Raw genomic sequence first — 25,120 nt, 5'->3', positions numbered from 1 at the left:
ATGCCGTGTCTCTGAAGGATCAACTCAAGGATCAACAAAAACTCGCCATGCTTGCCAGAGATAAGGCTCGCCTGGGGACGATCCGTTTGTTGATGGCAGAAATCAAGCAGCGTGAAGTTGATACCCGTATCGAGCTCAATGATGAGGATATCCTCGCTGTCGTGACCAAGATGGTCAAACAGCGCCGCGATTCCATCAGCCAATTTGAAGCTGCCGGTCGTCAGGATCTTGCCGACAAAGAGTCCGCAGAGATCTTGGTGTTGCAGGAATTTCTGCCGCAACAGCTGACCGCAGACGAAATTGCCGCACTGATCGAGCAAGCCATCACTGAAAGTGGTGCTGCCGTCATGGCTGATATGGGCAAGGTCATGGCTGTCTTGAAGCCGAAGATTCAGGGGCGTGCCGATGTCGGCGCCGTCAGTGCTCAGGTGAAAACCCGCTTGGCGTAACAGGCATTTCTCTTGTTAGTCGAAAGAAGCCGTGCTTCCCTGTGAATGCGCGGCTTTTTTATTTTTCCGAGTAATGAAACAGGACGGTTATGGCAGGCAGGATCCCACAATCCTTTATCGATGATCTGCTCGTACGCACCGATATCGTCGAGTTGATCGACTCGCGAGTGCGGCTGAAAAAGGCCGGTAAGAACTATCAGGCTTGCTGTCCTTTTCATAACGAAAAAAGCCCCTCTTTCACCGTCAGCCAGGAGAAGCAGTTCTACCACTGTTTCGGCTGTGGCGCCCACGGCAACGCCATCGGCTTTGTCATGGAGTACGACGGACTCGAATTCCCCGACGCCATCGAAGAGCTCGCCAGTATGCAGGGCATGCAGGTGCCTCGCGAGCAGAGCCTGGGGGGCTCGGCCAGTTCCCAACCTGCCGTCAGCAAGGATCTCTATGAGCTGATGAGCCAGATTGCCCGCTTCTACGAGAGCAACCTCAAGGGGGCTCCTCAGGCGGTGGAATACCTGAAGGGGCGCGGTCTGACCGGGGAAGTGGTCAAACGCTTCAATATTGGCTATGCCCCGGGTGACTGGGATCAAATCAGGCGGCGCTTTGGTGCCAGCCGGGATCACGAACAGCTGCTCATCTCCGGCGGCATGCTGATCCCCCGCGACAGCGGCCCCGGCAGCTATGATCGCTTCCGCGATCGCATCATGTTTCCGATCCGTGACAAGCGGGGCCGGGTCATCGGCTTCGGTGGCAGGGTGTTGGGGGACGGCACTCCCAAGTACCTCAACTCGCCGGAGACCCCCATCTTCCACAAGGGGCGGGAGCTGTTCGGCCTCTACGAGGTGAAGCAGGCGCACAAGGATCCTCGCCGGATCCTGGTGGTGGAAGGCTATATGGACGTGGTGGCGCTCGGCCAGTACGACATCGACTATGCGGTGGCTGCGCTGGGCACCGCTACCACCAGCGACCATATCCACACCCTGTTTCGCACCACGGCCGAGGTGATCTGCTGCTACGACGGTGACAAAGCTGGTCGTGAGGCGGCCTGGCGGGCACTGGATAATGCACTCTCTCATCTGCAGGACGGGCGCGAACTCAAGTTCGTGTTCCTGCCGGATGGAGAGGATCCGGACTCGCTGGTGCGCCAGATCGGTAAGGAGGGCTTCGAGGCCCTGCTGGATGAGGCTCAGCCTTTCGCCGACTTCATGTTCGAGCGTCTCGGACGGGATGCAGCCCTCTCCGGCGAGGCGGGCAAGTTTGAGGTGGCCAACAAGGCCGCCGAGCTGATCCGCCGCGTGCCGGAAGGCTTCACCCGCGAGGGGCTGATCACCCGGCTCTCCAGCATGATGCGCTGGGGGGAGAACAAGCAGCGGATCGCCGAGCTGTTTGCCCGCAATAGCCAGCCCAAGGGGGAGGTCAACAAACCCAAGGCCGCCAAGTTGACACCGCTGCGCCGAGCACTGGCGCTGATGATCCAGTACCCGTCGGTAACGGCCGAGTTGCCACCCATGCCGGAGCTAGCCGGGCTGCGGGTGCAGGGCATCAAGTTCCTGTTGCAGCTGCATCAGCAGATCCTGTCCCAGCCGGCTGTCACCACCGGCATCTTGCTGGAGCATTGGCGCGGCACCAAGGAGGGAGAGATCCTGGCCCAGCTGGCGATGCACGACCTGTTTGAAGAGATAAAGCTCGATCAGGAGCCGGATATCCTGGGTGAACTGCAGGATACCTTCGTCGGTTTCATCAACCAGTTTCTGAAGCAACGGATCGAAGAGTTGCAGGCCAAGGTGGCGCAGGAAGGGCTAAGCTCTGAGGAGAGGCAGGAGCTGATGATGCTGATCAGAGAGGTGCAGATTGAGAAAAGAAATGAGAGTGGGGCTTGATATTTGAGTGTTTAGTCTCAATATAAATACCGTTGCCCGAATCGACGGGATTAAAAGCAAATATTGTATAACCGCCTGGCCCCGACAATACTGCGGGCAGGGGTTTCTCATGACCGACGCCGCAACCAGACATAGCATGTCTGGCGGTTTTCTATTAGAATTGGCTATTTGCGCAGCAGCGCACTGTACGCGCAACCTAGCAACACCAACCGGATGAGTTCTATGGAGCAAACCCCGCAGTCTCAGCTTAAACTCCTCGTTGCCAAAGGTAAAGAACAGGGCTACCTGACCTATGCCGAGGTGAACGATCACCTCCCGCAAGACATTGTCGACTCTGACCAGATCGAAGACATCATCCAGATGATCAACGATATGGGTATTCAGGTGGTGGAGAACGCCCCGGACGCCGATGACCTGATCATGGCCGAAGGTGGTACCGCCGATGAGGACGCTGCCGAAGCAGCGGCCCAGGCTCTGGCATCTGTTGAATCTGAGATTGGTCGCACGACCGATCCCGTCCGCATGTACATGCGGGAAATGGGTACCGTCGAACTGCTGACCCGCGAAGGCGAAATCGACATCGCCAAGCGGATCGAAGACGGTATCAACCAGGTACAAAGCTCCGTTGCCGAGTACCCTGAAGCCATCACTTACCTGCTCGAACAGTATGACAAGTACGAAGCCGAGCAGTTGCGTCTGTCCGATATCATCTCCGGTTTTATCGATCCCAACGAGGCCGATGATGTGGCGCCGACCGCCACTCATATTGGCTCCGAGCTCAGCGAAGACGATCTGGCTGACGAAGACGAAGACGAAGACGAAGACGAAGACGAAGACGGTGACAACTCCGACGACGAGGGGGACGGTGGTCCGGATCCTGAAGTCGCCCGTGAGAAGTTCGGTGAACTGCGTGCCCAGTACGAAGTCACCCGTCTCTCCATTCAGAAGAATGGTCGTGCCCACGACGACACCCAGGCTGCCATTGCCCAGCTGGCCGATGTGTTCCGTCAATTCCGCCTGATGCCCAAGCAGTTCGATCGCCTGGTCAACAACATGCGCGAGATGATGGAGCGGGTGCGGGTGCAGGAACGCATCATCATGAAGCTCTGCGTTGAGCAGGCCAAGATGCCGAAGAAGACCTTCGTCGCGGCCTTCACCAACAATGAGTGCGAGACCGCCTGGTTTGAATATCAGAAGCAGGCAGGCAAAGCCTGGTCGCCGCGTCTGGTCGAGATGGACGAAGATGTGCTGCGCGCCATCGGCAAGCTGCAGCAGATCGAAGAGGAGACCGGCCTCTCCATCGCCCAGATCAAGGATATCAACCGTCGCATGAGCATCGGCGAGGCCAAGGCCCGTCGTGCGAAGAAAGAGATGGTCGAGGCCAACCTGCGTCTGGTTATCTCTATCGCCAAGAAGTACACCAACCGCGGTCTGCAATTCCTGGATCTGATCCAGGAGGGCAACATAGGTCTGATGAAGGCGGTAGACAAGTTTGAATACCGTCGTGGCTACAAGTTCTCTACCTATGCCACCTGGTGGATCCGTCAGGCCATTACCCGCTCCATCGCGGATCAGGCCCGTACTATCCGTATCCCGGTGCACATGATCGAGACCATCAACAAGCTCAACCGTATCTCCCGCCAGATGCTGCAGGAGATGGGTCGTGAACCGAACCCGGAAGAGCTGGCCATGCGCATGGGCATGCCGGAAGACAAGATCCGCAAGGTGCTGAAGATCGCCAAGGAGCCCATCTCCATGGAGACGCCCATCGGTGATGATGAAGACTCCCACTTGGGTGACTTCATCGAAGACACCACCCTGGCACTGCCGGCGGATGCGGCGACCAGCGAAAGCCTGCGCAACGCGACCCGCGAAGTGCTGGCTGGCCTGACTGCCCGTGAAGCCAAGGTGTTGCGGATGCGTTTCGGGATCGACATGAACACTGACCACACCCTCGAGGAAGTGGGCAAGCAGTTCGACGTGACCCGTGAGCGTATTCGTCAGATCGAAGCCAAGGCACTGCGCAAACTGCGCCACCCGAGCCGCTCGGAAGTGCTGCGCAGCTTCCTGGACGAATAGTCCTGAAGCATTGCCCTGAGCTGTCTCAAAAGCCCCGCCATGCGGGGCTTTGTTTTATCCGGGAGCCAGGGCGCAGAGAGATTTGCTGGCGGGTGGACAAAAACTCGCCAAGTGGTTGATCTGCCTATGGACGGGTTATCCCACATCCCCTATAATCCACGCCGCAAAACCAAGATTCTGGCCCCTTAGCTCAGTTGGTTAGAGCAGTCGACTCATAATCGATTGGTCGCCTGTTCAAGTCAGGCAGGGGCCACCAAATTCAGACAAAGCCGCTCTTATGAGCGGCTTTGTCGTTTCTGGCGTTCACCAGCGCCGGTCAAGATCCTCGGCGTAGAGCGCGATGGCGCGCCTATAGGGGGTGAGGTCGGGAGCTGTCGTAGTGACGGCCAGCACGGCCAGCAGGCTCTCCATTCCCTCCTTGTGGTGGCCCAGGTTGTAACAGGCCATGGCCCTAAACACCCTGAACTCGGCGGCGTCGGGGAAGCGGGCCAGCCCCTGCTCGAAGGCGGCCAGGGCCTCCGTATACTGCCCAGTGCTGCGATAAGAGCTGCCGAGACCCAGCCAGGCGCCGCGCAAGGAGGCCTCGCTCAGTCCCAGCGCTATGGCCTTCTGGTAGAGGGGAATGGCCTGGGTCTCGCGCCCGAGCGTGTCGTGCAGGCAGGCCACCTCATAATGCAGCTCGGCGTGCTGCGGGTGCTCGATGAGTTGCAGCAGACCGTGTTGGCGAGCCTCTTCAATCCGTCCCTCGGCCCTGAGGGTTTCCAGCTGTTTCATATGCGCTCCTGCATGGGGATGTAATTCCAGTATGCCTGCGAGTCAGCGGCCGGGAAATGGGGAAGAGAGGGGCCATGCATCCGCCGTGCAGGCAGAGACAAACAGCAGGAGGGCGCCAATGGCGATGGTCAGGCCGGCTGGAGACGGAGCAAGCCAGGAGGGCTCTCGAGGCGAGTCCCACCGGGCCGCACGCTGAGCGCGTGGGGCACCTCGCGGATAAAAAAGGCCTCCTGCCCAGGGGGAGGAGGCCTTGCTGGTGAGCATGCAGGCGCGGGGCGTCACCGCCCCTCGCCGGCTTACTGGGCGCTCAGGCTGTAGGCCAGGGTCTGGTCGTTGAAGCGAACGAGATAGGCACCGATCACCGGGCTGGTGATGTCGGCCCCTGCCGACTCGGCCACGCCGTCCTTGTTGCTGTCGCCGTAGTTCTGGGTCCAGTCCCCCTTGACGTCGAACTTGAAGCGCTGACCCCCGTTGGCATCACCGGCGCCGCTGAAGGTGACGCTGGCCTGCCACAGGTGGTCGCCGACCAGGGTCAGGGGGGTGGTGCCCCAGCCGTTGGGGGTGCCGCGCAGGTTCAGGCTGGCGAAGTTCTTGGCATAGCCGACGCTGACCGGGCTCAGGCTGTACTGCAGGCTCTGGTCGTTGAAGCGCACGCGGTACAGGCCGGTGACAGTGGTGGTGATGTCGGCACCGGCCTGCTCGGCCACGCCATCCTTGTTGGTATCGCCGTAGTTCTGGCTCCAGTCCCCCTTGACGTCGAACTTGAAGCGCTGGTTGGTCTGACCGTCGAAGCTGACTTGCGCCTCCCACTGATTGTCGGCGATCAGGGTCATGGCCAGTGCGCCCCAGCCGTTGGGGGTGCCACGGAAGTTCAGGGTCGGCAGCACGCTGGTGTAGCTGCCGTTGCTGTCGGTGACGTTCACGGTGGCGCTGGCGCTGGCGGTCAGCCCCTCTGCGTCGGTGACGGTCAGAGTGACGGTGTGGGAGCCCAGGGTATCGAACTGGACTGTCTCGGTCTGGGCGCTGCCGCCGGTGGACCAGCCGTAGCTCACCACACCGGCATCATCGCTGGAGGTTGAGCCATCGAACACCACGCTCTCCCCCAGCTTGACGCTGATGGCCTTGGGCGAGAGGGCGGCGACGGGGGCCTGGTTGGCGTTCAGGGCGGTCAGGGTGTAGCTGAGATCGCTCTCCTTGAGGGAGACACGATACTGGCCGATGCCACTGAGGTAGATGTCCTTGGTGCTGCCTTTGTCGGCGATGCCATCCCCTTCGTTGTCGCCATAGTTTTCGGTCCAGTTGCCGAAGACGTCGAACTTGAAGCGCTGGGCCCCGGTGGCATCACCGGCGCCGGTCAGGTTGACGATGGCGGACCAGATGCGGTTGGCATCCACCTGCATGGGGGTGTTGCCCCAGGCGTTGTGGGTGCCGCGCAGGTTCAGGCTGCTGAACCTGTTGCCCGGCAGGGTTGTCACGCCACAGGGGCTGGCCTTGGTGCAGCCGGCCAGGATGGCGGCGGCCTTCATGCCTGCGAGGTTCAGGCTGGCCTTGCCGCTGCCGTCGACCTGGATATAGGCGCCGCTGCAGTAATCGTTGCCGCTCAAGATGTTGCAGTACTCGCCGGCCGGCAGGCCGGTCTGCACCGAGGCCACCAGGCTGCCGCTCTCGTTGTTGATGGCGACGAAGCCCTTGTCACCCCGGCTGAAGGCGATCTGGTTGTTGCCATTGTCCCACCAGTTGTTGACCGCAGTGCCCTCGGTCCTGTTGTGGAACAGGGCCATGTTCATGATGGTCGGACGGCGCTGTTCGCAGTTCCACTGGCTGTCGGAGCAGGGCGTGCTGCCCGGCGCGCCCTTGTCGGTCTCGTACTTGCCCATGTCGGCGAAGCGGTAGCCGGACATCACCTGCTTCCAGCCATAGGGCCAGGCCATCATGAAGACGTTGGCCAGCTCATAGCGGCCACCGTTCATGAAGGTGAGCATGCCGCCACCGCCGTGGCCGCGTTCGCGGTCGTGGTTGACGACGAAGATGAAGGACTTGTCGGAGGGGAGCAGGCCCCAGCTCTCGCCCAGGGTCTTGAGGTTCTTGATCTGGCCGTTGAAGTTGGCGGCGAGACTGGTGCCGTATTTGAAGTCGGTGACCCTGTCGATATAGGTGTAGCGGTTGGGCTGGATCTCGGCGGATTCACCGCCGGCACCTATCACCTCCAGATAGGCCTTGGGACTGCCTGCCTTGTCGAGGATCGCCTTCACCTCGCTGGGGGCCATGTGCTTGGCCGCGTCGACGCGAAAACCGGCAACTCCCCAACCGAGCAGGGTCTTCATGTAGGTGGCGATCTGATCCTGCACGTAGGCGGATCCTGTGTTCAGATCCGGCATGCCGTAGAGGGCGCCGTTCCAGACGTTGTTGCTGTCGCCGTAGTTGGTGATATCACCGCTGTGGTGGAAGTCGTTGTAACCGAACTGGGGGTACTGGAACTGGCCGGAGTTGTAGCTGCCGCCGCCGGTGGCGGTGCCTGTGCCCGAGGCCAGCTGGTTGAAGACGGCGTCGGCGTAGATCTTGACCCCGGCGGCGTTGCAGCGGGTGATCATGCTCCTGAGCTCCGCCTCACTGCCACCGAAGCTGTTGAAATTCTTGAAGCTGACCGGCTGGTAGACGGTCCACCAGTACTCGCTTCCCTGCTTGTGCTCGGCCGGTGGCGTGATCTGGACGCCCCCGAACCCCTTGGGACCGAGCACCGTCTCGCACTCGTTGGCGATGTCGTTGAACTTCCATTGGAACAGATGAACCATGACGCCTTCGGCGGTGGCGGAGTGGCTGAATGAGCCAAGCGCCGCGGCGAGCAGGGCGGTTCGAAACAGTGTGTTGTGCATGACGATTTTCCCTTCGATTTTGTTATTGGTTTTCACTGCCTGAATCTCGAACGGACGACGAACAACTCTCGTTCGGTTCAGTAGCATTGATGAAATCCAGCTGGTTGAAAATCGAGCAGGCGTAATTAGTTAAAAACTGTGAATGAAAATGCTTTCATATGACACTTGCCAGGCCCCTGGCAGAGCGGGGTGGACGAGGTGGCTCAGCACCGCCATCCGGTACCAGTGCCGATGGGTTTTCGGTCGTGGTTAGGAGTGGAATAGCAGGGAGAGAGGAGGGGAGTGCTCCCCTATGCAGGCGAAGGTGTTAGCGGGTCAGCGATGGCAGGGCGCGGCGAATGCACATCGCCCCGCCATGGGTTCTCGGGATCAGGCGTGTGGTTCTTGCTGTCGGACCGGGGCGGCGCGCTGGCGCATCGGCAGCATGCGGGCCAACAGATTGCTGCGCTGGCGCCAGGAGGTGTAGACGATGGCGCACAGGTGCAGGGCAATCAGTCCCTGCAGCGCCCAGGTACACCAGACATGCCAGTCGTCGGCCCCCAGTTCAAACCCCGGCTCGGTGTTTTGAAACCAGCCGGTGCCCGCGGTAGCCAGGATGAGCAGCCAGAGTGCCCAGACCGCCAGCTTGCCGCTGCCGTGATGGCCGGGGGCGGCGGGGGTGCGTTCACGCAGCGCCAGGGCCTGCTGGCGGAAGTCCTCCCGGTTCGGGATGAGGGCGCTCAGGCGGGCGTGGCCCCTGGCGAAGGAGAGTCCCCACCCCAGCCGCAGGCTGATCAGGATGATGGCCAGATAGCCGAGCCGCTCGTGCCAGGTCTCTCCCGCCTCGTTGAACCAGAGGTTGGCGACGCAGGCCGCCGCCACCCCCCAGTGAATGAGGCGGACCAGGCTATCCCAGCGAAAAGGCTCAGCCTTTCTGCTTGGCATAGGTGTGGTACTCCTTCTTCAGGTCGTTGATCTTGGCCAGATGCGCGCGGGCCTTCTCCTCATCACCGGCCTGCAGGGCGGCCAGGCTGGCGTCCAGCTCGGTCTGCACCTCGCCCATGCCTTCGAGGAACTTCTCCTTCTTGGCCGTGGGCATGTTCTGCTCTTTGGCGATGTCGAGCTGGGCCTTCATCTCCTTGATGTGCTTCTCCATGGTGGCGGCATCGCTGGCCTTGAGTGCCTGCTTGTAGTTGAAGCCGATCTTCTTCATCGGCTGCTCCAGATCGCCTGCCATGGCGGGCAGGGTCATCAGGCCAAACATCAGGGGCAACAGCAGGGGGCGCACAGTTTTCAACATGGGATTTCCTTATGGGACTACGACATTGTGGGTTCTTATGGCACTCATTTGAGTGCGGTCAATTTAGCATGATGCCATGAAAATGGGTCAAATGTATGGCTGAAAAGCGACTAGTTGTGACGAAATGTGTGCATTGTGCTGACGACATGTAGCAGGACAGAAGGGACGGGCGGTCTGATGGGGCTGGGTGGATAGCAGGCAAGCCGGCCTGAGCTCGGCTCGTCGGCGGGGTAGCGTGAGCTGCCGGTGTCGGCACTCACTGGGGCGAGCGCGAGCTGGTGCAGGGGACTGCGCGGCCTGTGGCTCTGGCGACAGGCCAGTAGCCCCGCTCCCGGATCCCAGGCGCAAAAAGGGGCCCGCAGGCCCCACTCACATCAGGGTACGAACGACCGGGCTTACTTGGCCTGTTCGCGCTCGATGGCGCGCCAGCCGATGTCGGTGCGGTAGAAGACCCCGTCCCACTGGATGCGGCCCGCCAGCTGATAGGCGCGTTGCTGCGCCTCGGCGACCGTGTGGCCCAGCGCGGTGGCGCACAGCACGCGGCCACCGGCGGTGACTATGGTGTCTCCCGCCAGCTGGGAGCCGGCATGGAACACCTTCTCGCCGCTCGCCTCTTCCACCGGCAGGCCGCTGATGGGCTTGCCCTGCTGGTAGTCACCCGGGTAACCGCCCGCCGCCAACACCACGCCGATGGCGACGCGGGGATCATAGATGGCTTCGACCCGATCCAGCTTGCCGGCGCAGGCCGCCAGGCACAGCTCCACCAGATCGGAGCGCATGCGCAGCATGATGGGCTGGGTCTCGGGGTCGCCGAAGCGGCAGTTGAACTCGATCACCTTGGGGTTGCCCTGCCCATCGATCATCAGGCCGGCGTAGAGGAAACCGGTGTAGACATTGCCCTCGGCCGCCATGCCACGCACGGTCGGCATGATCACCTGCTCCATCACCCTCTGATGCACCGCATCGGTCACCACGGGGGCCGGGGAGTAGGCTCCCATGCCACCGGTGTTGAGACCGGTATCGCCGTCGCCGACCCGCTTGTGATCCTGGCTGGTGGCCATGGGCAGCACGTGCTCGCCGTCCACCATGACGATGAAACTCGCCTCTTCCCCGTCCAGGAACTCCTCGATCACCACCCGGGCGCCTGCATCGCCGAACGCATTGCCGGACAGCATGTCGCGCACCGCTTCCTCTGCCTCATCGAGGGTCATGGCGACGATGACGCCCTTGCCGGCGGCCAGGCCGTCAGCCTTGATGACGATGGGGGCGCCCTTCTCGCGCAGGTAGGCCAGTGCGGGCTCCACCTCGGTGAAGTTCTGGTAGTCGGCAGTGGGGATGGCGTGGCGCGCCAGGAAGTCCTTGGCGAACGCCTTGGAGCCTTCCAGCTGGGCGGCGGCGGCGGTCGGGCCGAAGATGGCGAGCCCTTCGGCACGGAAGGCATCCACCACGCCTTTCACCAGCGGCGCTTCCGGTCCGACTATGGTGAGACCTATCTGCTGAGCCTTGGCGAAGGCCAGCAGGGCCGGGATGTCGGTCGCCTCGATGGCAATGTTCTCGATGCTGCCCTCGTGGGCCGTGCCGGCATTGCCGGGGGCGACGAACACCCGGGTCACCATGGGGGATTGCTTGGCCTTCCAGGCCAGGGCGTGCTCACGGCCGCCGTTACCAATGATCAGTACTTTCATCGTATCGCTCGCTTCTATTTGTGATCACCGCTTGGGGCAAGCGGTTGAAAATAGCCAGTTGAAAAGAGACAACAAAAGGGCCGCCAGTGGCGGCCCTGACTCATCAGTGACGGAAATGACGCATGTTGGTGAACACCATGGTCATGCCGTGTTCGTCGGCGGCGTCGATCACCTCCTGGTCGCGCATCGAGCCACCCGGCTGGATGACGCAGGCGATGCCGGCGGCCGCGGCGGCGTCGATGCCATCGCGGAACGGGAAGAAGGCATCGGAGGCCATGACGGAGCCCGCCACTGTCAACCCTTCATCCTCGGCCTTGATGCCAGCGATCTTGGCGGAGTAGACCCGGCTCATCTGGCCGGCGCCGACGCCTATGGTCTGGCCGTCCTTGGCATAGACGATGGCGTTGGACTTGACGAACTTGGCCACCTTCCAGCAGAACAGCAGATCTTTCAGCTCGGCCTCGGTCGGCTGACGCTTGCTGACCACCTTCAGATCACCCTGGGTCACCATGCCGAGATCGCGCTCCTGCACCAGCAGGCCGCCGTTGACGCGCTTGAGGTCAAAGCCCTGGGCCGGTGCCGTCCACTGGCCGCACTCCAGCAGACGCACGTTCTGCTTGGCGGCGACAGCGTCACGGGCCTCCTGGCTGACGCTCGGGGCGATGATCACCTCCACAAACTGGCGGGCGACTATGGCGGCGGCGGTGGCGCCGTCCAGCGGCCGGTTGAAGGCGATGATGCCGCCAAAGGCCGAGGTGGGATCGGTCTGGTAGGCACGATCGTAGGCCGTCAGCAGGTCGTCACCTATGGCCACGCCGCAAGGGTTGGCGTGCTTGACGATGACACAGGCCGGCTCGGAGAACTCCTTCACGCACTCCAGCGCCGCGTCTGTGTCGGCGATGTTGTTGTAGGAGAGTGCTTTGCCCTGCAGCTGTTGGCTACTTGCGACTGAGCCCGGTGCGGCCTGCTCCTCGACATAGAAGGCGGCAGCCTGATGGCTGTTTTCGCCGTAGCGCATGTCCTGCTTCTTGATGAACTGGCTGTTGAAGGTGCGCGGGAAGCGGGACTCGGCGTCGCCTTCCTTGTTGTCGCCGTAAGAGGGCACCAGGGTGCCGAAGTAGTTGGCGATCATGCCGTCGTAGGCGGCGGTGTGCTCGAAGGCGGCGATGGCGAGATCGAAGCGGGTGGCGAGGGTCAGGCTGTTGCCGTTGCCGTCCATCTCGGCGATCACCCGGCTGTAGTCGGCGGCCTTGACCACTATGGCCACGTCTTTGTGGTTCTTGGCGGCGGAGCGCACCATGGTCGGGCCACCGATGTCGATGTTCTCGACCGCGTCGGCCAGGGTGCAACCCGCTTTGGCCACGGTGGCGGCGAAGGGGTAGAGGTTGACGACAACCATGTCGATGGGGGAGATATTGTGCTGGGCCATGATGGCGTCATCCCGATCGCGACGGCCGAGAATGCCACCGTGCACCTTGGGATGCAGGGTCTTGACCCGGCCATCCATCATCTCGGGGAAGCCCGTGTAGTCGGAGACCTCGGTCACCGGCAGACCCGCGTCGGCGAGCAGCTTGGCGGTGCCGCCGGTGGAGAGCAGGGCCACGCCACGCTCGTTGAGTGCCTTGGCAAATTCCAGGATGCCAGTCTTGTCAGACACACTCAGCAGTGCACGGCGAATGGGTCGAGCTTGTTCCATCACACTATCGTCCTCAGCATGCGGGAACTTCTATGGGAGGCAGGCGCACGTTGGCCGCACCCAGCACAGAGAGTCCCCAAATAAATGGAAGTGGGGGATTTCGCAAATCACTCTCGCCCAAAAGCCCGGATGCTGGCAAAAGCGTTTTAGGAAATGCCCGCTTGACGCGACGCTCTCTTGTGGGCGCGTATTCTACACAAAAAATGTGAGCCGTGGTGGATTTTTTAAAGTGACAAAGCCTTGTCTGGTGCGGTGTTAAACGTTTTCCGATCATTTTTTGTGAAACGTTTGTCTTTTCAGCGTTTTGACGGGAAATGACCCTGCCGTCCGCCTTTATCTAGCGCTTTCCTGCCTTTGGCTGGCAATCGACAGGCAAAGGCGCGATAGTGGAATCCGCTTTGTATTGAGTACCATATCCAGTGGGAGAGGGACATGTATCGGATCGGGGAACTGGCCAAGGCGTGCGGGGTGAAGGCGGATACCCTGCGCTTTTACGAGAAGAACGGGCTCATCTCGCCGGGCCTGCGCAACGAGTCCGGCTACCGCCTCTATGGCGAGCAGGACAGGCGACGGCTGGAGTTCATCATCCGCGCCAAGTCGGTGGGGTTCTCCCTCGCCGATATAGGTGAATTGCTGGATCTCGACACCAACAAGGCCAGGGTGACCTGCCAGGAGGTGAAGGCAGTGGCCGACGCCAAGCTGACCCAGGTGGAGCAGAAGATCATCGAACTGACCCGTTTTCGCGAAAACCTGCGGGAGCTCTCCAACATCTGCTGCGGCGGGCCGCGCTCGGCCGAACACTGCGCCATCCTCGAGACCCTGGAGTCGGGCACCCCGGCCCGCCATGAGCATCACGATCATGAGCACTGAGTCCATAAGCAAGGAGCACAGACGGCCCAGGGTCTCCGCCTTCCTGGCCCTCTCCCTCGATGGCTTTATCGCGGGGGAGGGGAATGATCTGGACTGGCTGAGTCCCTATAACGGCGACTCCCAGGAGGAGACCGGCTACAGCGCGCTGATGGCGAGCGCGGATGTGCTGCTGATGGGGCGCAACAGCTACGAGACTGTGCTGGCCTTCCCCGACTGGCCCTACGGCGACAAGCCACTGGTGGTGCTGACGCACAGGCCCGCCGAGCCCCGTGCCAACGTCTCCTTCCGACAGGGGGAGCTGGCACAGGTGCTGAGGGAGCTGTGGCAGGAGGGGACCCGCCACCTCTATCTGGACGGTGGCGCCGTGGTGCGGCAAGGCCTGCAGGCCGGGCTGGTGGACGAGCTGACTCTGTTCTGGGTGCCGGTGGTGCTGGGCAAGGACGTCTCGCTGTTCGGGGGCGAACCGTTGCCGGGGGCCCTGGTGCCCCAGAGCAGCAAGCTGCTGCCGAGTGGCCTGATGCGGGTCGTTTATCATCCCGCATGACGCATCGGCTGCCTGTCTTCGCGCGGGACTTGCGCTGCGGTGGGCCCGGAGGCACAATCGCTGCGTTTTTGACCGCCTCGTTAACTAGAGGGGGCGTTATCTTCGTCAATAAAAGAGGGTCATATGGCCAAGCAACAGAAGGTGGCCGCTGCCACCGCCGAGTCCGCGCACGATCATCAGCGCGGCGTCATCCACGACAATCACCTGAAGGCGCTGGTGACCTCACCGCTGTTTCAGGCCAGAGTCGAGCAGAGCAAGAAGGGCAAGGGCAGTTATCAGCGCAAGGCCAAGCATGGCCAGCGGTGGGAGCCCGGCCAACAGCGGATGCAACGCGTCTGCTGCTGAGCGGGTTTCTACCGGCCGATGTGGCCAGATCAAAAACAGGGCGTCATTGACGCCCTGTTTTGTTATCGAGAGAGAGGAAGGTCCGGAGCCACCTCACTCATCCATAAAGAGCTCGAGCAGCACATTCAGGTAGCGGTGGCCGAGGGCCGTCAGCTGCCAGCAATCCCCCAAGTCTTCGATCAGCTCCTTGGTCTGGGCGATGGCCAGCATGGTTTCCACCCGCTCCAGTGGCAGACCGGTATAGGCCTCGAACTCCGCCTTGGGGGCTCGTTCGAACAGCCGGAACCGGTTCATGAAGTACTCCAGCGGCAGATCGTCCTCGGTCACCTGCCACTGGTTGTCCAGGTAGGGACGGGCCGGGTCCAGGTAGCCCTTGGGATGCTTCACCTTGGCGCTGCGCAGGATCCGCTGGTTGGCGAGATCCGTCACCTTGCCGTGGGCACCGCAGCCGATCCCCAGGTAGTCGCCGAAACGCCAGTAGTTGAGGTTGTGACGGCACTGATAGCCCTCCCTGGCGTAGGCCGAGATCTCGTACTGGTGGTAGCCCTGGGCGGTGAGCATGGCGTGGCCCTGCTCATAGATGTCCCACAGCAGATCGTCTTCCGGCAGCCGCGGCGGCTTGGAGGCGAAGGCCGTGTTCGGCTCTATGGTGAGCTGATACCAGGAGAGGTGGGGCGGCGCGCAGTCGATGGCCTGCTGCAGATCGTAGAGCGCATCGTCCAGGCTCTGATCCGGCAGGCCGTGCATCAGATCCAGGTTGAAGGTGGGCAGCTCAATGGCGTGGGCCAGGGCGGCGGCCTTGCGTGCCTCCTCCGGGCCGTGGATGCGGCCGAGCCGGCTCAGCTTCTCCTGCTGGAAGCTCTGCACCCCGATGGAGATGCGGTTGATACCCGCCCGCTTGAAGCCGGCGAACTTGTCCGCCTCCACCGTGCCGGGGTTGGCCTCCATGGTGATCTCGCAATCCGGGGTCAGCGCGATGCGGGCCCGCACTCCGTCCAGCAGGGTCTGCATGGCTTCCACGCTCAGCAGGCTGGGGGTGCCCCCGCCGATGAAGATGGAGGAGAGCGCTCGCCCCTGGGCCCACTTCAGATCCAGATCCAGATCCTCCAGCAGGGCGGCCACGTACTCGAGGTGGGGCAGTTCCCCCTTCTGGGCGTGGGAGTTGAAGTCGCAGTAGGGGCACTTCTGGACGCACCAGGGCACATGGATATAGAGGGAGAGGGGCGGCAGTTGCAACATGGGGTTTCCAATAATCAAAAATCAAAACGGGGGCTGACGGCCCCCATTGTAGATGAAATGCTTGCCGGCGTATCCCGGCGCCTTGTCCGGGCTCAGTGCGCCGCGGCCAGGGCGGCCTTCAGCTTGGCCAGCGCCTGACCACGGTGGCTGAGCTGGTTCTTCAGCTCGCTCGGCATCTGGGCCGAGGTGCAGTCGTGATCGGGTACGAAGAACACGGGATCGTAACCGAAGCCGTGCTGGCCGCGGGGTTCGTCGATGATCATCCCCTCCCAGCTCGCCTGGCAGATGATGGGGGTGGGATCGTCGGCGTGGCGCATGTAGACCAGCACGCACCAGAAGCGGGCGCTCTTGAGGTAGTCGGGCGCACCCTGCAGCTCCCCCAGCAGCTTGTCGATGTTGTCCTTGTCGCTGGCCTGCTCACCGGCGAAGCGGGCGGAGTAGACGCCGGGGCGACCGTGCAGCAGATCCACTTCCAGGCCGGAGTCGTCGGCGACGGCGGGCAGGCCGGTGATGCGGGCGGCGTGGCGGGCCTTGATGATGGCATTCTCGACGAAGGTGGTGCCGGTCTCTTCGGCATCGGAGACCGCAAATTCGCTCTGCGGGATCACCTGGATCTTCATATCGGCCAGCATGGCGGCCAACTCCTTCACCTTCTTCTGGTTACCTGTTGCCAGGACAAGCTTGCTCATCACGCACCTCCGCAAAAAATAATCTGCGCATTCTATGCGGGGCGGGCGTTTAGTCAAAGCGCCAATTACCCCCGACAGGGGAGCATGCCGCATCGCAGCTGGGCTGCTCGGAGGAGTGGATGAGATGCATGTTTCCATATAGGAATAACCAAAGTGATTAAATACCATTTCAATTCATTACTCTGAGTCAGTAGACTCGCGCACCAATCGATATTCCCTAGGCTTGAGGTGACTGATGCCATTGATTCTTCTGCTTGTACTCCTGGTGCTGTTCAGCCCGCTGGCCATCGACATCTATCTGCCTGCCATACCGCAGATGGCCGAGCGGCTCGGTGCCGAGGTGACGCTGATGCAGGGCACCATCACCTGGTTCCTGTTCAGCATGGGGTTGGGCCAACTGCTGGTGGGGCCGCTCGCCGACCGCTACGGCCGCAAGCCCATCGCCCTGGGCGGCGTGCTACTCTATGGCCTGAGCGCCCTGGCCGCTGGCTTCGCCGCCAGCCTGGGTGAGCTGATGCTGGCGCGAGTGCTGCAAGGCTTCGGGGCCTGCGCCACCTCGGTCGCCGCCTTCTCCGTGGTGCGTGACAGTTATGGCCCCAAGAAGAGCGGCCAGATGATCTCCTACCTGAACGGCGCCATCTGCTTCATCCCCGCGCTGGCGCCGCTGCTCGGCGGCTGGCTCACCGCCAAGGCGGGCTGGTCGGCGAACTTCTGGTTCATGGCCGGTTATGCGGTGGTGGTCGGCAGCTGGCTGCTGTGGCGCATGCCGGAGACCCGCCCCGAGGAGACTAGCAGCGAGGGGGCCCTTATCAGCTGGTCCCGTTACCGCCCGGTGCTGAGCTCCCCCAGCTTCCTGTTCAACGCCAGCCTCTGCATGTTGGCGATGGCGGTGATCCTGGCCTATGTCACCGCCGCGCCTGTGCAGTTGATGGTGAAGCTCGGCCTCGACATGAGCGGCTTCAGCTACTGGTTTACCGCCAATGCGGCGCTGAACATCCTGGCCTGCTTCCTGGCGCCGCGCTTCATCGCCAGAGTGGGACCGAGGCGCACCCTGCGCATCGGGCTGCTGGTGATCTGCCTGTCGGCCATCGCGCTGACCCTGGTGCAGCACATCGAGCATCCACTGGCCATGATGGGACCCGTATTCTTCTCCAGCATCGGCTTTGCCATGGTGCTGGGAGCGGCGGCTGGCATGGCGCTGGCCCCCTTTGGCCACTGCGCCGGCACCGCGGCGGCCCTGCTCGGCCTGTTCCAGATGAGCGGCTCCGGTGCTTTGGTTGGACTGACCGGTTGGCTGATGCCGGATCCCCTCAACCAGCTGGCGCTACACATGTGGCTGCTGTTGCCGCCTCTGCTGCTGTTGCTGACCAGGCGCGGTCGTCGGCTCTGCCTGCAGCCCTGATCCGCTGCCGCCTGATGACAGGGGCTGACAGCGCCGCGGCTTGATGGATAACGGCGCTTGTACTGGCAATAAATCCTGTGCTCTGATGAGTGCAAGCGGGGGCTTCGGCCCCCTTGTTTTTTGGGCGCGCAGTCGCCAGACGCTTATCATAATGGACAGAGTTCAGCGGAGAATCCCATGAGTCAGACAATCAACGCCGCCCTGGTGGGCTATGGTTTCGCAGGCCAGACCTTTCATGCCCCCTTCCTGACCAGCACGCCGGGCCTCTCCCTGCGCTGGGTGGTGAGCCGGGATGCGGCCAAGGTGCAGGCCGAGTTACCCGGTTGCCTGGTGGGTTCGCTGGAGGAGGTGCTGGCCGACAGCACTGTCGATCTGGTGGTGATCGCCACGCCGAACGATACCCATGCCCCCATCGCCCGCAAGGCGTTGCTGGCTGGCAAGCACGTGGTGATCGACAAGCCGTTCGCCCTGGATCTGGCCGAGGCCGAGGCGCTGGTGGCGCTGGCGGATAAACAACAGTTGCTGCTCAGCATCTTCCACAACCGGCGCTGGGACGGGGACTTCCTCACGGTGCGCCGCCTGCTGGCGGAGGGGGCACTGGGGCAGATCGCCCAGTTTGAATCCCACTTCGATCGCTATCGTCCCGAGGTACGCCAGCGCTGGCGGGAGGCGGGCGGCCCGGGATCGGGTCTGTGGTTCGATCTCGGTCCCCACATCCTGGATCAGTCGCTGCAACTGTTCGGTCAGCCAGACTGGATCCAGGCGGACCTGGCGCAGCAGCGTCCGGGGGCGCTGAGCGATGACTACTTCCACGTGGTGCTGGGCTATGGCGCGCTGCGGGTGATCCTGCACGGCAGCTGCCTGGTGTCCGCCACCATGCCCCGCTTCGTGATCCACGGCAGCACGGGCTCCTTCATCAAGTTCGGAATGGACGTGCAGGAGGAGCAGCTCAAGCTCGGCCTGCGGCCGCCTCTGGCGGACTGGGGCCGGGATCCCGAGCCGGGTCTGCTCAGCCGCATCCTGGATGGTCAGCCGCAGCAAACCGCAGTGGCGGGCGAAGCGGGTGACTATGGCGCCTATTACCGCGGTATCTGTGCCGCCATCACCGGCAAGGGGGCCAATCCGGTGCCGGCGGCGGAAGCCCTGGCGGTGATGGCGCTGCTGGATCTGGCTCAGGAGAGCCATAGCCAGGGTAAACGGCTGATTTGTCAGAAGCTGTCTGACTGAGTCGGCTCGGACCGGCGAGATAAAAAGGCAATTGATGGCTAACAATTGCCCTGATGGCGCTGTTTTGTCATGGGAGAGCGCCTCAATCGTGGCGTATTACATTAACAGTTGTCGTTGCAGTAGTTCTTTTCATCCAGGCAACGAGAAAATATTATTGTGATACGCGTTTTCATTGGCGGCATATGGCGCTATATTTCGCGCGCCTCTTGGCCCTCGGTGTATGGCTCTTTTACCGGGGGTGAGGACGCACAGTGATGGTTATCAAGACCATCTCTCCACTTTTTTTGAGGGTATGCACATGAACAAAGTACTGGTAGCCGGTATCCTGGGTCTGATGTTGACCGCCTGTGGTCAGAAAGAAGAAGCTGCCGCTCCGGCTGCTACTCCGGCCGCCGACGTTGCTGCAACTGTTAGCGAAGCTGCTTCTACCGTAGAGAAGGCTGCTTCCGAAGCCTCTGCTACCGTCGAGAAAGCTGCTGCTGACGTAGCCACCAAGGCGGAAGCTGCAGTGAGCGATGCCAAGGCCAACTAAGCCTGCACCTCATCTGAAAACGGGCCCGGCGGTAACGCCGGGCCCGTTTTTTTATGGGCAAGAGCCGATCTGGCCGGCAGCGCGGCGGCGATCAGGGCAGCGGCTCGACCAGCAGGATGTGGGAGTCGGCCCCCACCACCCTGACCCGGCTGCCCGCCGGCAGCGGGACCGGGCAGCGCACCGTCCAGACGGTGTCGTCCAGATGGACCCGGCTCATGCCCTGTTCCACCGCGTCCAGCAGGGTCAGCTCCCGCCCCAGATAGCTCTGCATCCGCTCGTTGATGGGGGCGGCGGCATCTTGCCCCGAGCGATCCCGTTGATGCTGCCAGCGCCACCAGGCCCAGGTGGTCAGCAGGGACTGCGCCGCAAACAGCAGCAGCTGCGCCTGCCAGCCGAAGGGCCAGAGCAGCAGCAACAAGCCCACCTCCAGCGCGGCTATGCCGGTCCAGAGCAGGAAGCCCACCGAGCCCAGCACCTCTATGGCCAGCAGCACGCAGCCGAGCCCCAGCCAGTGCCAGTGGGTCAGCCCCTCCAGCAGGGCTGTCATGATTTGCTGCCCTTGCCATCCTTGTTGAACAGTTCGGCCATGCCGGCCACCGAGCCGATCAGGCTGCCCGCCTCCAGCGGCATCATGATGATCTTGCTGTTGGGGCCTTCACCGATGCGGGCCAGTGCCTCTGTGTATTTCTGGGCCACGAAGTAGTTGATGGCCTGCATATCCCCCTCGGCGATGGCTTTGGAGACCATGTTGGTCGCCTTGGCCTCCGCCTCGGCGGCGCGTTCCCGGGCTTCGGCGGCGAGGAAGGCGGCCTGACGTTCACCCTCGGCCTTGAGGATCTGGGACTGCTTCTCGCCTTCCGCCTTCAGGATCTTGGACTGACGCACCCCTTCGGCCTCCAGTATCTCGGCCCGTTTCTGCCGCTCGGCCTTCATCTGGGCGTTCATGGCCTCCACCAGCGCCAGCGGTGGGCGCACATCCTTGATCTCGATCCGGGTTACCTTGATGCCCCAGGGGGCGGTGGCGGCATCCATGGTGCGCAGCAGCTTCTCGTTGATGGTGTCGCGCTGGGAGAGCATCTCGTCCAGCTCCATGGCGCCCAGCACGGTCCGCATGTTGGTCATGGTGAGGTTTCTGATGGCGCTGGTCAGGTCGTTGACCTCGTAGGCGCCCTTGCGGGCATCCACCACCTGCACGAAGCTGATGGCGTCTATGGTGACGTTGGCGTTGTCCCGGGAGATCACCTCCTGCGGTGGGATATCCAGCACCTGCTCCATCATGATGATCTTGTGGCCGACCCTGTCCACATAGGGAATGAGCAGGTTGAGACCGGGGGTCAGGGTGCGGGTGTAGCGACCGAAGCGCTCCACTGTCCAGTTGTAACCCTGGGGCACTATCTTGATGCCGGCACTCAGGGTAGCGAGTACCAGGAATACGAAGATCCCCAATACAATCAATGACTCATTCATTATCAAGCTCCTTATGAAACACTTTCACTAGCCTAGGGTCTGGTGGGAAACACCACAAGGACATTCGCTCGGCTTTGCCATGACACGGCTTTGCTAATTACTAAAACGCATTAAAGAGCATTTTTTATTATTTTGAAGGAATAAGCAGCCTGCCTATAGTCGCCCCAGATGTCGTCGTGTGCCGAGGAATGGGTCGAAATGGATTATTTACCTATGTTTGCCAAGTTGGAAGGCCGCCCGGTACTGCTGGTGGGCGGGGGCGAGGTGGCCCTGCGCAAGGCGCGCCTGCTGCTGGCGGCGGGTGCCAGACTGACCCTGATCTCACCCGAACTCGAGTCTGGCTTTGCCGAATTTTCCGGCCGTTTCACCCACCTTGCCGAGCGTTTCACCCCAGCGCATCTGGCGGGCCAGCAGCTGGTGGTGGCCGCCACCGACGATCTCGAGGTCAATGCCCTGGTCTACCAGAGCGCCAACCGGCTCGGCCTGTTCGTCAATGTGGTGGACGACCCTGTCCGTTCCAGCTTCATCTTCCCCTCCATCATAGACAGATCCCCGCTGATGGTCGCCGTCTCCAGCGGCGGCAAGGCACCGGTGCTGGTGCGGTTGCTGCGCGAGCGGCTCGAAAGTCTGCTGCCCCGCCATCTGGGCGGGCTGGCGGAGCTCTCCGGCCGGGTGCGCGGCAAGGCCAAGCAGCTGCTCGCCTCCATCTCGGATCGCCGCCGTTTCTGGGAGCGGGCCTTCGCCTCCAACAACCTCGCCAGTTTGATCGAGAAGCAGGACTGGCAGGGTGCCGAACGCTGGCTCAATGAGGGGCTGGACAAGGCCCAAAGCGAGGTCGGCGAGGTGGTGCTGGTGGGGGCGGGCCCCGGCGATCCGGGTCTGCTGACCCTCAAGGCGCTGCAGCAGATCCAGCAGGCCGAAGTGGTGCTCTATGACCAGCTGGTCTCCCCGGAGATCCTGGATCTGGTGCGCCGGGATGCGACCCTGGTGTCGGTCGGCAAGAAGGCCGGCGCCCACAGCGTGCCCCAGGAGGAGACCAATCGCCTGCTGGTGCAATACGCCAAGGCGGGCAACCGGGTGGTGCGGCTCAAGGGGGGCGATCCCTTCATGTTCGGCCGCGGTGGCGAGGAGCTGGAGGTGCTGGCCGCAGAAGGGATCCCCTTCTCAGTGGTGCCGGGCATCACGGCCGCCGCCGGTGCCACCGCCTACGCCGGCATCCCCTTGACCCATCGCGACCATGCCCAGAGCGCCGTCTTCATCACCGGCCACTGCCAGCAGGAGGGCAAGGAGCCCGACTGGCAGCAGCTCGCCGCCACCAGCCAGACCTTAGTTGTCTACATGGGGCTGATGCGCTCCGAGCACATCCAGCAGCAGCTGGTGAACCACGGTCGCAGCGCCGCCACCCCCATCGCCATCATCGAGCGGGGCACCCAGCCGTGCCAGCGGGTGTTGACCGGCACGCTCGCCGACTTGGCTGTCCTGGCCGCTCAGGCCGAGAGCCCCTCGCTCATCGTCATCGGCGAGGTGGTGGCCCTGCGCCAGCAGCTGGCCTGGTTTGGGGAGAAGAGTGGCGAGCAGACCGGTCCCGACCTCAACGGCAGTGACCTGAAGCTGGTCAAGCTGGCCTGAGTCCGCATAGCGAAACGAATCGATTTGACGGTGCGGCCATGGCGGCACCGAACTGAACCCGAACCACGCCCCGGCGTGACAGCAATACCGAGGACCAAGACATGGATCGTGAAAGACTGACACATCTGCAGCAACTGGAGGCCGAGAGCATCCACATCATCCGCGAGGTGGCTGCCGAATTCGAAAACCCGGTGATGATGTACTCCATCGGCAAGGACTCCTCCGTCATGCTGCACCTGGCGCGCAAGGCCTTCTACCCGGGCAAGATCCCCTTCCCGCTGCTGCACGTGGACACCAACTGGAAGTTCAAGGAGATGATCAAGTTCCGCGACGAGACCGCCGAGAAGTACGGGCTGGATCTCATCGTCCACAAGAACCCGGACGGTCTGGCCATGGACATCAACCCCTTCGTGCACGGCAGCGGCAAGCACACCGACATCATGAAGACCGAGGGGCTCAAGCAGGCGCTCAACAAGTACGGCTTCGATGCCGCCTTCGGTGGTGCCCGTCGCGACGAGGAGAAGTCCCGTGCCAAGGAGCGGGTCTACTCCTTCCGTGACAAGTCCCACCGCTGGGATCCCAAGAACCAGCGGCCCGAGCTGTGGCGGGTCTACAACGGCCAGGTCAACAAGGGGGAGAGCATCCGGGTGTTCCCGCTCTCCAACTGGACCGAGCTGGATATCTGGCAATACATCTATCTGGAAAACATCGACATAGTGCCGCTCTACTTCGCCGCCGTGCGTCCCGTGGTGGAGCGCAGCGGCATCAAGATCATGGTGGACGACGAGCGCATGCCCATAGGCCCGGAAGACGAGGTGAAGCAGGAGCTGGTGCGTTTCCGCACCCTCGGCTGCTACCCGCTGACCGGGGCCATCGAGTCCAATGCCACCACCCTGCCGGAGATCATCGAGGAGATGCTGCTCACCACCTCGAGCGAGCGGCAGGGACGATTGATCGACCACGATCAGGCCGGCTCCATGGAGCAGAAGAAGCGTCAGGGATATTTCTAAGGAGTCCGCCATGTCTAACAGAATGAACAACCATATTCAGACCGCCATCACCGAACAGGGCATCGAAGCCTACCTGCACGCCCAGCAGCACAAGAGCCTGCTGCGCTTTCTCACCTGCGGCAGCGTGGACGACGGCAAGAGCACCCTCATCGGTCGCCTGCTGCACGACTCCCAGCAGATCTATGAAGATCAGCTCAAGGCGCTGGAATCCGACAGCCAGAAGCTCGGCACCACGGGCGAGAAACTCGATCTGGCGCTGCTGGTGGACGGCCTGCAAGCCGAGCGCGAGCAGGGCATCACCATAGACGTGGCCTACCGCTATTTCTCGACGGCGAAACGCAAGTTCATCATCTCCGACACCCCGGGCCACGAGCAGTACACCCGCAACATGGCGACCGGCGCCTCCACCTGCGATCTCGCCATCATCCTCATCGATGCTCGCAAGGGGGTGCTGGATCAGACCCGCCGCCACAGCTTCATCGCCAGTCTGCTCGGCATCAAGCAGTTCGTGGTGGCGGTCAACAAGATGGATCTGGTGGAGTTCAGCCAGCAGGTGTTCGAGCGCATCAGCGCCGAGTATCGGGAGTTCGCCAGCAAGCTCAGCGTCGACAACATCCAGATTGTGCCGGTCTCGGCGCTGGACGGTGACAACGTGGTCAACCCGAGCGACAAGCTGGCCTGGTATCAGGGGGAGACCCTGCTCTCCCTGCTGGAGAATGCCGAGGTGGAGCGCGAGCTGGAGCGCCATCCGGTGCGCCTGCCGGTGCAGTATGTCAGCCGCCCCAACCTGGATTTTCGCGGCTTCGCGGGCACCCTCGCCGCCGGCATCCTGCGGGTCGGCGACCGGCTGGCGGTGCTGCCGTCCGGCAAGCAGAGCACTGTCACCCGCATCGTCACCTTCGACGGGGATCTGGACTACGCCCTGCCGGGTCAGGCCATCACGGTCACCTTCGCCGACGAGATCGACATCAGTCGCGGCGATCTGCTGGTGGATGCCGCACGGCAACCTCAGGTCACCCAGAACCTGCTGGCCCACATCGTCTGGATGGGGGAGGAGTCCCTGCAACCGGGCCGGGTCTATGACGTCAAGCTGGCCACCAAGAAGAGCCGCGGTCAGGTGGAGGCCATCCGCCATCGCATCGAGATCAACAAGCTGGACGAGTTGCCTGCGAGCGAGCTCAAGCTCAACGAGATCGGCCTGTGCGAGCTGAGCCTCACCGACCCGGTGGCGTACGATCCCTATACGGATATCCGCGACACCGGCAGCTTCATCCTGATCGACCGGCTGACCAACGTCACCGTCGGGGCGGGCATGATAGTGGAAGGGTTGGCCGCGAAAGTGGCGACTCTTGCTGGCAGAGCAGGGCACTACAGCGAGTTCGAGATCGAGCTCAACGCCCTGGTGCGCAAGCACTTCCCGCACTGGCAAGCCCTCGCCATCGGAAAGGAATGAG

General features: G+C 62.4%; 21 protein-coding genes, 1 tRNA gene and 1 pseudogene. 13 read left to right on the top strand and 10 right to left on the bottom strand.

Features of this window, described 5'->3' with window-relative positions:
• Window positions 1–5: 5 nt before the first annotated feature.
• From AACW18_RS14285 to AACW18_RS14270, 4 genes are all read left to right on the top strand, one after another.
• A complete protein-coding gene (locus tag AACW18_RS14285; protein WP_042653031.1) occupies window positions 6–449 on the top strand; it encodes a GatB/YqeY domain-containing protein in 444 nt (147 codons plus the stop codon).
• 89 nt (window positions 450–538) lie between these two features.
• Window positions 539–2,326 (top strand): DNA primase, encoded by a 1,788-nt coding sequence (gene dnaG, locus AACW18_RS14280; protein WP_218389042.1) that lies wholly within the window; start codon window positions 539–541, stop codon window positions 2,324–2,326.
• Between the two features lie 183 nt (window positions 2,327–2,509).
• A complete protein-coding gene (gene rpoD / locus AACW18_RS14275; RefSeq protein ID WP_305729942.1) occupies window positions 2,510–4,405 on the top strand; it encodes an RNA polymerase sigma factor RpoD in 1,896 nt (631 codons plus the stop codon).
• A 179-nt stretch (window positions 4,406–4,584) separates the two neighbouring features.
• A tRNA-Ile gene (locus AACW18_RS14270) sits at window positions 4,585–4,661 on the top strand.
• A gap of 47 nt (window positions 4,662–4,708) precedes the next feature.
• On the opposite strand, the gene AACW18_RS14265 is transcribed toward AACW18_RS14270, so the two are convergent.
• The 6 genes from AACW18_RS14265 to purH form a co-directional block, all read right to left on the bottom strand.
• Complete coding sequence (locus AACW18_RS14265) at window positions 4,709–5,179, bottom strand: tetratricopeptide repeat protein (RefSeq protein WP_218389041.1); 471 nt, start codon at window positions 5,177–5,179, stop codon at window positions 4,709–4,711.
• A 296-nt stretch (window positions 5,180–5,475) separates the two neighbouring features.
• A complete protein-coding gene (locus tag AACW18_RS14260; protein WP_218389040.1) occupies window positions 5,476–8,052 on the bottom strand; it encodes an alpha amylase C-terminal domain-containing protein in 2,577 nt (858 codons plus the stop codon).
• A gap of 369 nt (window positions 8,053–8,421) precedes the next feature.
• On the bottom strand, window positions 8,422–8,976 hold the full coding sequence (locus tag AACW18_RS14255) for a cytochrome b/b6 domain-containing protein (RefSeq protein WP_218389039.1): 555 nt from the start codon (window positions 8,974–8,976) through the stop codon (window positions 8,422–8,424).
• Window positions 8,957–9,331: a cytochrome b562 gene (locus AACW18_RS14250; protein ID WP_042653025.1), complete on the bottom strand. Its 375-nt coding sequence runs from the start codon at window positions 9,329–9,331 to the stop codon at window positions 8,957–8,959. The genes AACW18_RS14255 and AACW18_RS14250 overlap by 20 nt, the downstream gene beginning before the upstream one ends.
• A gap of 395 nt (window positions 9,332–9,726) precedes the next feature.
• Window positions 9,727–11,016 carry a phosphoribosylamine--glycine ligase gene (purD, locus tag AACW18_RS14245; RefSeq protein WP_042653024.1) on the bottom strand — a complete coding sequence of 430 codons (1,290 nt, stop codon included), beginning with the start codon at window positions 11,014–11,016 and terminating at the stop codon, window positions 9,727–9,729.
• Window positions 11,017–11,119: 103 nt separating this feature from the next.
• Window positions 11,120–12,712: a bifunctional phosphoribosylaminoimidazolecarboxamide formyltransferase/IMP cyclohydrolase gene (purH, locus tag AACW18_RS14240; RefSeq protein WP_218291651.1), complete on the bottom strand. Its 1,593-nt coding sequence runs from the start codon at window positions 12,710–12,712 to the stop codon at window positions 11,120–11,122.
• A 432-nt stretch (window positions 12,713–13,144) separates the two neighbouring features.
• Between purH and zntR the strand changes: the two genes are divergently transcribed.
• From zntR to AACW18_RS14225, 3 genes are all read left to right on the top strand, one after another.
• Window positions 13,145–13,582: a Zn(2+)-responsive transcriptional regulator gene (gene zntR, locus AACW18_RS14235; protein WP_218330127.1), complete on the top strand. Its 438-nt coding sequence runs from the start codon at window positions 13,145–13,147 to the stop codon at window positions 13,580–13,582.
• A gap of 4 nt (window positions 13,583–13,586) precedes the next feature.
• Window positions 13,587–14,126 carry a dihydrofolate reductase family protein gene (locus AACW18_RS14230; RefSeq protein WP_218389186.1) on the top strand — a complete coding sequence of 180 codons (540 nt, stop codon included), beginning with the start codon at window positions 13,587–13,589 and terminating at the stop codon, window positions 14,124–14,126.
• 123 nt (window positions 14,127–14,249) lie between these two features.
• Window positions 14,250–14,471, top strand: a complete 222-nt coding sequence (locus tag AACW18_RS14225; protein ID WP_218330128.1) for an alternative ribosome-rescue factor A — start codon at window positions 14,250–14,252, stop codon at window positions 14,469–14,471.
• Window positions 14,472–14,564: 93 nt separating this feature from the next.
• Here the strand turns inward: AACW18_RS14225 and hemW are convergent, their stop codons facing one another.
• Together hemW and AACW18_RS14215 are read right to left on the bottom strand one after the other, a co-directional pair.
• Window positions 14,565–15,710, bottom strand: coding sequence for a radical SAM family heme chaperone HemW (gene hemW / locus AACW18_RS14220; RefSeq protein ID WP_218291654.1), 1,146 nt, complete (start codon window positions 15,708–15,710; stop codon window positions 14,565–14,567).
• Between the two features lie 92 nt (window positions 15,711–15,802).
• Window positions 15,803–16,399 (bottom strand): XTP/dITP diphosphatase, encoded by a 597-nt coding sequence (locus tag AACW18_RS14215; RefSeq protein ID WP_042653018.1) that lies wholly within the window; start codon window positions 16,397–16,399, stop codon window positions 15,803–15,805.
• 235 nt (window positions 16,400–16,634) lie between these two features.
• Here AACW18_RS14215 and AACW18_RS14210 point away from each other — a divergent pair, with 235 nt between their 5' ends.
• From AACW18_RS14210 to AACW18_RS14200, 3 genes are all read left to right on the top strand, one after another.
• A complete protein-coding gene (locus AACW18_RS14210) occupies window positions 16,635–17,801 on the top strand; it encodes a multidrug effflux MFS transporter (protein WP_042653017.1) in 1,167 nt (388 codons plus the stop codon).
• Between the two features lie 177 nt (window positions 17,802–17,978).
• On the top strand, window positions 17,979–19,028 hold the full coding sequence (locus tag AACW18_RS14205; protein ID WP_042653016.1) for an oxidoreductase: 1,050 nt from the start codon (window positions 17,979–17,981) through the stop codon (window positions 19,026–19,028).
• 298 nt (window positions 19,029–19,326) lie between these two features.
• Window positions 19,327–19,560 (top strand): hypothetical protein, encoded by a 234-nt coding sequence (locus tag AACW18_RS14200; protein ID WP_025328222.1) that lies wholly within the window; start codon window positions 19,327–19,329, stop codon window positions 19,558–19,560.
• 91 nt (window positions 19,561–19,651) lie between these two features.
• On the opposite strand, the gene AACW18_RS14195 is transcribed toward AACW18_RS14200, so the two are convergent.
• Both AACW18_RS14195 and AACW18_RS14190 read right to left on the bottom strand, forming a co-directional pair.
• A complete protein-coding gene (locus AACW18_RS14195) occupies window positions 19,652–20,107 on the bottom strand; it encodes an NfeD family protein (protein ID WP_218389038.1) in 456 nt (151 codons plus the stop codon).
• Window positions 20,104–21,027 carry an SPFH domain-containing protein gene (locus AACW18_RS14190; protein WP_042653014.1) on the bottom strand — a complete coding sequence of 308 codons (924 nt, stop codon included), beginning with the start codon at window positions 21,025–21,027 and terminating at the stop codon, window positions 20,104–20,106. The genes AACW18_RS14195 and AACW18_RS14190 overlap by 4 nt, the downstream gene beginning before the upstream one ends.
• Window positions 21,028–21,225: 198 nt before the next feature.
• Here AACW18_RS14190 and cysG point away from each other — a divergent pair, with 198 nt between their 5' ends.
• From cysG to cysN, 3 genes and pseudogenes are all read left to right on the top strand, one after another.
• Window positions 21,226–22,656 (top strand): siroheme synthase CysG, encoded by a 1,431-nt coding sequence (cysG, locus tag AACW18_RS14185; RefSeq protein ID WP_218389037.1) that lies wholly within the window; start codon window positions 21,226–21,228, stop codon window positions 22,654–22,656.
• 95 nt (window positions 22,657–22,751) lie between these two features.
• A pseudogene (gene cysD / locus AACW18_RS14180) lies at window positions 22,752–23,666 on the top strand (sulfate adenylyltransferase subunit CysD); the annotation flags it as partial.
• Window positions 23,667–23,688: 22 nt separating this feature from the next.
• Window positions 23,689–25,119 (top strand): sulfate adenylyltransferase subunit CysN, encoded by a 1,431-nt coding sequence (gene cysN / locus AACW18_RS14175; protein WP_218389185.1) that lies wholly within the window; start codon window positions 23,689–23,691, stop codon window positions 25,117–25,119.
• The last annotated feature ends 1 nt before the right edge of the window (window position 25,120 follow it).

This window comes from Aeromonas sp. sia0103 (genome assembly GCF_963895295.1).
GTDB lineage: Bacteria > Pseudomonadota > Gammaproteobacteria > Enterobacterales > Aeromonadaceae > Aeromonas > Aeromonas encheleia.
The sequence above is the reverse complement of the archived record's forward strand: the minus strand, read 5'-3'. Positions and strand labels throughout refer to the sequence as shown.